The sequence below is a fragment of the Parvimonas sp. M20 genome (assembly GCF_035282425.1).
Taxonomy (GTDB): Bacteria; Bacillota; Clostridia; order Tissierellales; family Peptoniphilaceae; genus Parvimonas.
The window spans coordinates 26,160-37,076 of record NZ_JAYKBQ010000014.1; the positions used below are offsets into that span (position 1 = coordinate 26,160).

Annotated in this window: 12 protein-coding genes; 5 read left to right on the plus strand and 7 right to left on the minus strand. The window is 28.4% G+C overall.

Annotated elements, in window-relative coordinates; all coding sequences use genetic code 11:
* Window positions 1-35: 35 nt before the first annotated feature.
* From VJI93_RS06545 to VJI93_RS06565, 5 genes are all read right to left on the minus strand, one after another.
* Window positions 36-1,109 (minus strand): acyltransferase family protein, encoded by a 1,074-nt coding sequence (locus tag VJI93_RS06545; RefSeq protein ID WP_324000078.1) that lies wholly within the window; start codon window positions 1,107-1,109, stop codon window positions 36-38.
* 174 nt (window positions 1,110-1,283) lie between these two features.
* Window positions 1,284-1,508, minus strand: coding sequence for a DUF3343 domain-containing protein (locus VJI93_RS06550; RefSeq protein WP_324000077.1), 225 nt, complete (start codon window positions 1,506-1,508; stop codon window positions 1,284-1,286).
* Complete coding sequence (locus VJI93_RS06555) at window positions 1,508-1,714, minus strand: sulfurtransferase TusA family protein (protein WP_004831973.1); 207 nt, start codon at window positions 1,712-1,714, stop codon at window positions 1,508-1,510. Before VJI93_RS06555 ends, VJI93_RS06550 begins: the two co-directional genes overlap by 1 nt.
* 17 nt (window positions 1,715-1,731) lie before the next feature.
* Window positions 1,732-2,835, minus strand: a complete 1,104-nt coding sequence (gene yedE / locus VJI93_RS06560) for a YedE family putative selenium transporter (RefSeq protein WP_324000076.1) — start codon at window positions 2,833-2,835, stop codon at window positions 1,732-1,734.
* 4 nt (window positions 2,836-2,839) lie between these two features.
* Window positions 2,840-3,982 carry an aminotransferase class V-fold PLP-dependent enzyme gene (locus VJI93_RS06565; RefSeq protein ID WP_324000075.1) on the minus strand — a complete coding sequence of 381 codons (1,143 nt, stop codon included), beginning with the start codon at window positions 3,980-3,982 and terminating at the stop codon, window positions 2,840-2,842.
* Window positions 3,983-4,444: 462 nt separating this feature from the next.
* Here VJI93_RS06565 and VJI93_RS06570 point away from each other — a divergent pair, with 462 nt between their 5' ends.
* From VJI93_RS06570 to pcp, 3 genes are read left to right on the plus strand one after another with little or no spacing between them, the layout of a single operon-like run.
* Window positions 4,445-5,134 carry a DUF969 domain-containing protein gene (locus tag VJI93_RS06570; RefSeq protein ID WP_324000074.1) on the plus strand — a complete coding sequence of 230 codons (690 nt, stop codon included), beginning with the start codon at window positions 4,445-4,447 and terminating at the stop codon, window positions 5,132-5,134.
* A complete protein-coding gene (locus VJI93_RS06575; RefSeq protein ID WP_324000073.1) occupies window positions 5,115-6,116 on the plus strand; it encodes a DUF979 domain-containing protein in 1,002 nt (333 codons plus the stop codon). Before VJI93_RS06570 ends, VJI93_RS06575 begins: the two co-directional genes overlap by 20 nt.
* An 11-nt stretch (window positions 6,117-6,127) precedes the next feature.
* Window positions 6,128-6,769, plus strand: coding sequence for a pyroglutamyl-peptidase I (gene pcp / locus VJI93_RS06580; RefSeq protein ID WP_324000072.1), 642 nt, complete (start codon window positions 6,128-6,130; stop codon window positions 6,767-6,769).
* 119 nt (window positions 6,770-6,888) lie between these two features.
* Here the strand turns inward: pcp and VJI93_RS06585 are convergent, their stop codons facing one another.
* Entirely contained in the window at window positions 6,889-7,776 is an 888-nt protein-coding gene (locus VJI93_RS06585) for a GNAT family N-acetyltransferase (RefSeq protein ID WP_324000071.1), read from the minus strand.
* The gene (locus VJI93_RS06590; protein WP_324000069.1) at window positions 7,776-8,147 is read right to left on the minus strand and encodes a nuclear transport factor 2 family protein; all 372 of its coding nucleotides are present in this window, start codon (window positions 8,145-8,147) and stop codon (window positions 7,776-7,778) included. Before VJI93_RS06590 ends, VJI93_RS06585 begins: the two co-directional genes overlap by 1 nt.
* A 264-nt stretch (window positions 8,148-8,411) precedes the next feature.
* Between VJI93_RS06590 and VJI93_RS06595 the strand changes: the two genes are divergently transcribed.
* Window positions 8,412-8,957, plus strand: a complete 546-nt coding sequence (locus VJI93_RS06595; protein ID WP_029950590.1) for an SPASM domain-containing protein — start codon at window positions 8,412-8,414, stop codon at window positions 8,955-8,957.
* Window positions 8,958-9,272: 315 nt separating this feature from the next.
* On the plus strand, window positions 9,273-10,145 hold the full coding sequence (locus VJI93_RS06600; RefSeq protein WP_235048331.1) for an MFS transporter: 873 nt from the start codon (window positions 9,273-9,275) through the stop codon (window positions 10,143-10,145).
* The last annotated feature ends 772 nt before the right edge of the window (window positions 10,146-10,917 follow it).

Here is a 10,917-nt window from a genome sequence, read left to right on the forward strand (position 1 = left end):
ATCCAAAATTTTACATAAAAAAATTAGGCTTTCACCTAATTTTTATCAATAAAACTTAATCTCTTTTTTAATTCTAATTTTTTAAATAATTTTTCTCTAAAATAATCAATAAATATACATCCTACAAATATTGCAATATCTGTTATTATTATATAAAGTAACATTTTAAAAGTTGGATAATTTAAAAAGGTTGCAGATCTTCCAGCAATAAATCTTTTGCTAATCACTTCATGTTCATGAATTAAATAAACTGAAAAACAAAGTGGTGAAAGAAATGCTATTATTTTTCTCCACGATTTAACTTTCAACTTTGAAAATATTATTAGTAAGGCTATTCCTGATAAAAGCATGGTAGGAGATGTGTAGGAGATTAAAGTATATTTAAAATCTTTAAAACCTTTTAAATCCAAATAACTTGTTAAACATGCACTTCCTAATTCCAAAATAATACAAAAGATAAATAAAATCATCATAGACCTATTAGAAAACTTATTATGCAAATTGTATTTTTTGATAAATCCACCAATTAAGTATAATACCATTAGCCATACAAAACTTGAGCCATTCCTTGTAAGGAAAATATCTCCTGCATAAATAAAAGGTAAGACAGAATTTACAATTATAATCATGATAATTGTGTTCTTGAGAACTTTATAGTCCATATTTTGTAAGGCAGAATTTAATATAGGCATAAAGAAGAACAGACAAAAATATGCTGTAAAATACCAATATTTTGAATTTACAACTGGAAAACAAAATGTTACAAGAGTTTTAAAATTAAAATCTACAATTCCAAAAATACAGCCAATCAAGTAAAGAGAAATAGAATAAAAAACAACTCTTAACCATAATAAAACTATATTAGAATATTTGTATCTGGATTCTATTCCTACAAAACCTGAAATTAAGGCATAACAGTTCACAGCCACATAACAAATTATCTCTAAAAGCCATACAATATTATATTTTGCACTAAAAAAATACAGATTATTGCTCCATAAAATTTCTCCATACCAAAAAACATGTAAATTTACAATCATAAACATTGTAACTATTCGAAGCAAATCAATTCCATAATTTCTTTCTTTTATTTCCAAATTCTTTATCAAAACTTCTACCTCACAACAAATAAATATATGAATTTTAGTATATAGTAATTAAATACTAATGTCAAACTTTAATTTATAATTTTTAAAATATGAAATAGTCATCTTAAATTTAAGATGACTATTTATAATTATATTTAACTGAAAATTTTAAAAAGCAGAAAATTCTCCTTAAATCTAAATTTCTTTACATTCTTCCCATTCTATATCTTCTTTCTCCAAAAGTTCTAAAAGACTTGGCTTTAAAATAGGACTACATTCCCAAGCAATTCCACAACCTGCTGATAAAAGTCTTGGTACAGGGACAAGTTTTCCTGAAAGGTTATTTTCTTTACATACACTTTCAGTTGCCATTGCCTCTGCAGTCGTATAGAATGTTGTATACAGCTTAGTCTCTTTCATTATTCTACAATAATTTCAAAGTCTAATCCAACTTCTTTTACAGAAGTTTTCTTGCCTTGACTATTTGCAAAATGAGTAATATTTTTTACAACATGTGCTTCACTAGCTAAGACTTTGTAAGTTTCATTTTTATTTTCTTTAAGGGCATCTTGTAAAATTAAAACCGGTTCCGGGCAAGATAATCCTCTAACGTCTAATTCTTTCATATCAATCTCCTTAAATTTTATCTATTCTTTTCTTTTCTCAATCCACAGAAAGCTACAATAAATAGAACAACTATTGAAACAATAACAAATATTTGTCCATTTGTTCTAGGTCCCCCTGCAGCTGCTTTGATTCCTTTTTCCACATTTTCAACTGCAGCAGCTCCTCCAGCTAAATTAAAGTTATGAGCAAAGGCAGCTCCTACAAACATTCCCAATACAGTTATAACTGAGTCTGAAGAACCTGTTCCGGCAAGAACTAATTGTCTTAATGGACAACCTCCAAGTAATACTGCACAGAAACCAACAGCATACATAGATAATATATTCCAAATTGTTTGAGCATGAGCGATTGGTCCGAAAGCGACAAATTTAAAGTTTCCTGTAGCTAGATTATAAATTAACATAACGATAAAAATTCCGCCAATAACTGAAAATAATCTGAAATCTTTTAGTAAAATAATATCTCTAAGTGATCCAGCAAAACACATTCTACTTCTTTGAGCAATCACACCAAACATAAGTCCTACTCCTAATGAAGCATACCATACTGCATGCATACTTCCAGGACCTTTTTGACTAAAAGCATAAAGAGATGGAACGGTAATAACTAAAGCAAATAATCCTGCTACAACTATTGGTAAAACATATCCATTTTCTTTTTTTATTGTGTATGATCTTCCTAAGCTAAAGCCTTTTCTCAAGAAGAATGCACCTGTTGCAATACCCGCTGCAAATCCTACAAGTCCTACATAAGAACTTATATCTCCTGCTGACATTCTTAATATCATTCTTAAAGGACAACCTAAAAATACTAATGCACAAACCATCATTATTACCCCTAAGAAAAATCTAATAACAGGTGATGAACCTGCCGTAGATCTGTACTCTTTTGTAAATAATGAAATTAAAAATGAACCTAAAATAATTCCTACAATTTCCGGTCTAAAATATTGAACTACTTCTGCATTATGGAATTTCATAGCTCCAGCAGTATCTCTAATAAAACAAGCTATACAAAAAGCCATATTTTTAGGATTGCCTAAATATGCAAGTAAAGCTGCTCCAAGACCAGCGATAATTCCCAAAGTCAACAACCCTTTTTTTGTGTTAAAAAAACGCATTTGATTACCTCCTATCATCTATAATTTTTTTAATCGCGTTTATAGCAAGCTCGACCTCATCAAAAGTATTCGAATGAGAAAAGCTAAATCTAACCATACCCTGTTCAACAGTTCCAAGTGCCTTGTGAATAAGAGGTGCACAATGAGCTCCTGGCCTTGTTGAAATTTTATGCTCTTCATATAAAATACTGCTAACTTCAGAAGAGTCCATATCTAAAATATTTAAAGATACTATTGGAGCTCTAAGGTCAGTTTCAAAATCTCCATAAACCTTAACTTCAGAAAATTTACTTACCCCATCATAAAATTTCCTTGAAAGGTCTAAAGCTCTTTTTGTTAAGTCTTCAATTTTATTTTTTAAAAGATAGTCAATAGATGCATGAAGCCCAGCTATTCCATGTGAATTTAAAGTCCCAGCCTCAAGTCTTGTTGGCATCTTATCCGGTTGAAATTCATCATAGCTATGAGTTCCACTTCCACCAACCATAAAAGGTCTTATATACACTTCTTCTCTCACACATAAAGCACCCGTTCCCTGTGGTCCAAGCATTGACTTGTGCCCTGTAAAACAAAGCACATCAATATTCATCTCTTTCATATCAATATCAAATGCACCTGCTGTTTGAGAAGCATCCACGACAAAAAGAAGATTATTATTTCTACAAAAATCCCCATATTTTTTTAAGTCAGTAATATTTCCAGTAACATTGGATGCATGTGTTAAAACTATTGCCTTAGTATTTGCTTTTATCAAAGATGGAATTTCATCGAAATTCAAAACTCCTTTTTCAGAAACACCTATATAACTAACTTCTAAACCTTTTTCCTTTAAATAATGTATAGGTCTTAAAACAGAATTATGTTCTGAAACAGAAGTTATTATATGGTCATTTTCTAAAAATAATCCATTTATTGCAATATTTAAACTTTCTGTTGCATTTTTTGTAAAAACTACCTGACGAGAATTTCCAACATTAAACATCTTTGCTATTTTTTTTCTGGTTTCAAAAACTATTCTATCAGCACTTAAACTCTCCTCATAAACTCCACGAGAGGAGTTCCCAAAGTTTTTCATTGCGTTTACAACTGCATCAATAACTTCTACAGGTTTATTTTTTGTTGTCGCTGCATTATCAAAATAAATCATATTATCCTCCTTCGTGAAAAAATCTTTATTTAATATAAACATTACCATTAAATCTTAATCGAATCACTCTTCTAATAGGTTTATCATAAGGCATAACCCTATTAGTATTATATATCAATGTAGCTATATTGTCAAATTTTGCTCAAATTTCAACAAAAATATCTAAATTAATTATATTTTTTAATAAGTTTTATCGTTTAAATTATATAAGCGATTAATTTATCTTAAACAACATATTTATTAAAAAATAAATATAGCATTTTAACTTTTTTATTAAAAATCTTTATCAATTAAAACATAAAATATAGTCTAAATATAGCTAAAATCCTATTTCAAAATATTAAAAATTATGATATACTAATACTTAGTTACTTATATATTAGAAAAAACTGTTTGATTGCAGTGCTGAAGCAAATGGTTTTTCCTAAGAATAAGTAATAATAAATTCTATAGGAGGGAACTATGCAAAACTATTTAGTTTTAATTGGTATTGTAATCATTGTTGTGGGTTTTGTATTAAAACTTGATGTAATTTCTGTAGTTTTAATTGCAGGTTTCGCAACAGGTCTTGCCGGTGGTAAAAGTATTATTGAAATTTTAGACATTATAGGTAAAGGATTTGTCGAAAATAGGTATATGAGTTTATTCTTTACAACACTTATTGTAATAGGTATTATGGAAAGAAATGGTCTTAAAGAAAAGGCTGCAGACGGAATACGAAAAATTAGAGGTGCAAGTGCAGGTTTAGTTATCTGGTTATATTTATTTATTCGCTGGATTGCTGCAATATTCTCTTTGCGTCTAGGTGGTCATGTTCAATTTGTAAGACCTCTAATTTTACCAATGGCAGAAGGTGCTGCAACTAAGACAGTTGACCTTACTGAAACTAAACTAGAAGATCTAAAGGGTTTAGCTGGTGCTGTTGAAAACTATGGTAACTTCTTTGGACAAAATGTGTTTCCTGTTGCTTCAGGTGTTTTACTTATAGCTTCTACACTTAAAGATAAGGGGTATGCTGTAGAGGGCTCCGATATAGCTTACTATTCTTTATTTGCAGGTATTGCAATGATTATTTTATCAGTTATTCAATGTTTCTTATTTGAAATGAAACTTAGAAAGGAAGGTGAAAAAAATGTTAAAGTGGATAAGTAGTAATACATTTTTTATCGATGAATTCATTTATATTCTTTGTGGGTTAATTTCAATCTTAACAGCTTTTAGAGCTTTGAAGAATAAAGAAGCAAGAATTGGTACGTTTTTATTTTGGTTTTTAGTTGGAATTATATTTGCATGTGGAGGATTTTTAGTTAAATACCTTCCTAAACAAGGTGGAGTTATTGTTGGTGCTATGCTTGTAACTTGTGGATTGCTTACTCTTACAAAACAAGTTAAAATCGGAGAATTTAATCCACCATCAGAAGAAGAAAGAAGAAAAAATGCAAATAAAATTGGTTGGAAAATTTTTATTCCCGCATTGATTATGGCAGGACTCGGATTTTTCATGTCACAATTTAAATCTTTTAAAATTGTAATTGGAACGGATGCTAAAGGTAAAGATTTAATTTTCGGCTTTTCAACTGCACAAGTTTTAGGAATTTCGGCAATAATTGCTTTAATTCTAGCTATTATAATTGCTAAACCTAAAGTTGAAGATATGAAAGAAGATACTTCTAGACTCTTAATGCAAGTAGGAGCATCAAGTTTATTACCTCAACTTTTAGGAGCACTTGGAATCGTGTTTACAGCAGCAGGTGTAGGTAACATAATTGGCGATGTCGCAGGAAGTGTTGTTGGTGGTGGTGGAAGAGTCGCCGGAGTTGTAGCTTACTGTTTAGGTATGCTAATCTTTACTATGATTATGGGTAATGCTTTTGCTGCATTTACTGTAATCACAATCGGTGTTGGTATCCCTTTTGTAATCGCTCAAGGTGGAAATCCTGCTGTAGTAGGAGCTCTAGGTATGACTTCAGGTTACTGTGGAACACTATTAACTCCTATGGCTGCAAACTTCAATATCGTTCCAGGTGCAATTTTAGAAACCAAAGATAAATATACGATTATAAAAACACAGGCACCTATGGCTTTTGCTATGATTTTAGTTAATATCGTGCTTATGTTATTATTAGCATTTTAGGAGGTAATATAATGAAAATTTTAGTTAGTGGATTTGACCCATTTGGTGGAGAAAAAATTAATCCTGCAATTGAGTCTGTAAAATTATTACCAGACGAAATTAAAGGGGCAAAAATAATTAAAGTAGAAATTCCAACAGTAGCAAGAAAAAGTCTTAAAAAACTTGAAGAAGTTATTGAAGCTGAAAAACCTGATGTAGTAATAAATATCGGACAAGCAGGCGGCAGAACTGATATATCAGTTGAAAGAGTTGGAATAAATATGGATGATTTTAGAATAAAAGATAATGAAGGAAATCAACCAATTGATGAAAAAATTGCTGAAGATGGTCCAGATGCTTATCTTGTAACTATTCCTATAAAAGCAATGGTTCAAAAAATGATTGAAAACAAAATTCCTGCATCTGTTTCAAACACAGCTGGAACATTTGTTTGTAACCATGTTTGCTATGGAATGGCACATCTTGCAAATACAAAATATCCGAATATGAGAACAGGATTTATTCATATTCCATTTTTACCAGAACAAGTTGTAGATAAGAGAAATATGCCATCAATGCCTTTAGAAATGATTGCTAAAGGATTGGAATATGCAATCGAAGCTATCGTTGAAAACAAAGAAGACATTAAAGTAGAAGGCGGAGCAACACATTAATAATAACCCCACCCTTCCACGATGCTTCGCATCGGGTGGGTGCCCGGGAACCTTGTTGTTTCACAATAAACAACAAAAGGTTAGAGAACTAAAAACTCTAACCTTTTTTCATATTTTATTTAAATAACCTTTTTATCATAAGCAAGTCTTTCAAGTTCCCCTTGCAATACTACTTCTCCAGTATATTTATAACCACAGGATAAAATAAAATTTCTCATCTTTTTATTGTCTTTATGTGTATCAATTCTTAAATCCATTTTCTTTCTTTTTGCAAAATTTTCGACATAGTTCATCATCTTTTTTGCAAAACTTTGCTTTTTGTATTCATTTGAAGTTGCAACCTTATGAATACTAATATAAGGAATAGAAGTATTCCATTTGCCATTGATTTTTTCATAATCTTTATCTATCCCTTCTACTAAACAAACTGTAGAAACAATCCTTCTATGATATTCTAACACATACAAATCTATACCTAAATGTTCATCAATATCTTTAAAACTTGGAATATACTTACCTTGCCATTGGTCAACTCCGTCAGCTTTTAAAGCTTCTACTCCGTCAAGATATATTTCTAAAATACTTTCTCTATCTGATTCATTAGCCATTCTAAATGTCAAAACTTCATATTTTAAATTTAAAGAAATAAAAAAGGAAAAAATAAATATACTAATAACCAAAATAGCAAATAAAATTCCAATAAAGTATTTAACATTCAATCCTAATATTGAATCAAAAAATATATATACAAAGAAGAAATCAAATTCAAAATTTATAATATTCAACATTTTTAAAATATTTTTGTGAAATTTATTTGAAATTGTATAACTTATAGAATTAATATAATTAAATCCTATCTTAAAAGCAAATTCAACTAATACTAAAACAATAAGTAAAATATAATCTCTAGTAGAGGCTTTAAACACAAAACTCAATAAAAACATAATAACTAAAAAAATTAATTTAACATAATCAGCTTGTTTTTTATTTTTGCAAAATGAATTCATTACTTTATTTTAACTCCTATATTTTTAATAATTCTCCATTGAAGAATTTTCCCATTATCTCCCCAATATTCATCAAGTTTTGAAATTTTCCCATTTTCTAGTAGTATAAAGGAATTAACATAAAATGAAGATTTATCAAAAACATTTATTACTTTTGCAACTGCAATAATTAAATTTCCGATTTGTTCAACCCTTTCAACTTCTCCACCCCATTTATCAGGATAAGTGCAATTAACTTCAATAAACTCATCAACAGTAAATCTTTCATTAGTATTATGCCAATCAATATAAGCATCTTCATTAAAAAATTTTTTAATCTCCAAAGCATTTTGACTTAAAACCATATCAAAAAATTTATAAACATCGAACATATTTACTCCTTTTTTTCTATAATAATTTTATTAAATTTATATATAATGTATATTATACTTAAAATAAAATGAAAATTCAAATTAGTTTGAATATAGTTCTTTTTATAAATTAAATTTATATTTTAGTTTAATATTTTGTACAAAAAATTATTTGAAATATATTATAAATAATTTTGATTTTTTATTCGAATTATGATACGATATACTTAAAATACAATGCCAGTATTATAAAACATAAACCAAAGTTACAAAGATTTAGAAAACATGCTTATTTTTTTAGAAAAATACAATATTAAAAAATTTACGATTGCTGTATTTGTTAAAACTAAAAGTAAATATAATTCTGTAAAAGAAGATTTTTTAAAAATAAAAAATTTGAAAGAAGATCTTTATAAATTTATTGTTAAAAATAATTTAAAAATAAACTTAAAGATAGAGGGTTGTATGTTGTATTTTGCATATGATTATTTAGCATATAATGATATAAAAGTTTCTAATATACAAAAATTAGAATATGGATGTGAAGTTGGTCAAACAAAGTTAGAAATTCTGAGTAATAGTGTGATTTCTGGGTGTCCTGCACATACACATTTAAATAAAAACACAAATAATGTTTTTAAAAAAACAATAAAATATGTATGGAATAACAATAAAGATTTAGAGTATTATAGAAATTTAAAAAACAAAGATCCTTGTTGTGATAATTGTAAATTAAACTTTTTTTGTAATGGAGGATGTCCTGCTGAAAGAATAAAACAGCAAAAAACGTTGAATATAGAAAACAGGAGAGATGATAGATGTCAGTTTTAGAATATAAATTTCTTAAAATAAATAATACTAATAAATTTAAAGTTTATTTAATTACTTTCATTTCTAATTTTATTTTATTCTATTCTCCAATAATTTTTTTATTTTATAAAAATTTTGGAATAGACATATTCAAAATAGGTATTATTTTTTCAGTAACCAGTATAAGTAATATAATTTTTGAAATTCCTTTTGGACTGTTTGCAGATAAAAAATCTCCGAAATTAAGTGTATGCATCGGTTCTGTTATGATAACTCTCTCTAGTCGGATTATTTTTCAGTACGAGTTTTTTCCAATTTTTAATATGTGCAATTTTTATGGCTATTGGAGATGCAGGAATGTCCGGAGCAAATAGTGTTTTGTTAATGAACTTACTTGAAAGAGAAGAAGAAGTGTTTGAAATTTCATCAATATCAAGTGGAATTTCAAACATTCTCGGTGGACTCATAATAGGCTTTATATACAATATCAATATACGACTTCCATTTTTAATTTCGATGGTTTTATCAATATTGAATTTATTTTTGTATCTATCGATATCTGAGAAACATATAAATACTGAAAAAGAAAAAGTTCAAATAGAAAATGTAAATTTTAAAACTGCTTTTTTTATTTTTAAAAAACAAGTTTTCATATTTCTAATATTATTACTTTCATATATTTCCATACCGCAAGTTGCAATTTATTTTCCCGAGTATCTGGACTTTTTCAAAATAAATTCAAAATATATCGGAATTATGTATATGATTGCAAATATAATTAGTATGTTCGGAACAAAATTTCATCAAATTTATTTAAAAAAATATAATCCCATGGTAAAACTTAAATACTGTTTTTTATTTTTAATGATTTCTACATTTGTGATGTGGATTTCGAAAAATTTTTTTGTTTCCATGTTTTTTTATGCAATATATAGATTTATAACAGGCTACTTTTACTTACTGTTTTCAATGTATATAAATTCAAAAACTGATTTACACTACAAATCTACAATATTATCAATAAAAAATGTAATTGTACAAATTGCATTTATACTAAGTGATCCGTTAGTTACATTTATAATAAAGGAATTCGGAATTAGCAGAAGTTATTGTTTTGCTTTCATTTCTATAACAGTAATATTTTTGATTGTATTATTTTATAAAACAGGCGATCCGAAAGAAACACTTTTTGAAAAGAAACCTGCTTAAATATTTGACAACTGAGAATAAAAAAATTTAAAAACTGTTTCCATCAGTTTTATATTTCGACTTTTATAAAAAAAGTCGAAGAGTTTTTACTCTTCAACTTTAGTTGTTAAAACAAAAAAATCATCCATTCATTGGGATGATTTTTTTGTTTGGCTATTATCTATTCTCCCAGTACGAGATGTACCAGTACCTTCGACGTTTAGGAACTTTCGCTGTCGAAACTTGCCATTTGTTTCACAAATGGAGTTTCTTAGCATCTGACCTACGACGCAATCATAGATTGCTGTTAGGTCATGAACTTCTGTGGTTCATATTCAATAAGTCTTAAAAACCATACTTGTTTATTTATTTTTGCTGTTAGGCTCTGAACTTTAAACAAAAAAATCACTCTTTCGAGTGATTTTGATTTGTTTGGCTGTTTTCTATTCTCCCAATACGAGATGTACTAGTACCTTCGACGTTTAGGAACTTTCGCTGTCGAAACTTGCCATTTGTTTCACAAATGGAGTTTCTTAGCATCTGACCTACGACGCAATCTCAGATTGCTGTTAGGTCATGAACTTCTGTGGTTCATATTCAATAAGTCTTAAAAACCATACTTGTTTATTTATTTTTGCTGTTAGGCTCTGAACTTTCACAACAAATTCAAAATATAATTATTTATATAAACAAAAAACCATTCTTGCGAGTGGTTTGTTTGGCTGTTTTCTATTCTCCCAATACGAGATGTATCAGTACCTTCGACGTTTAAGAGCTTAACTTCTGTGTTCGG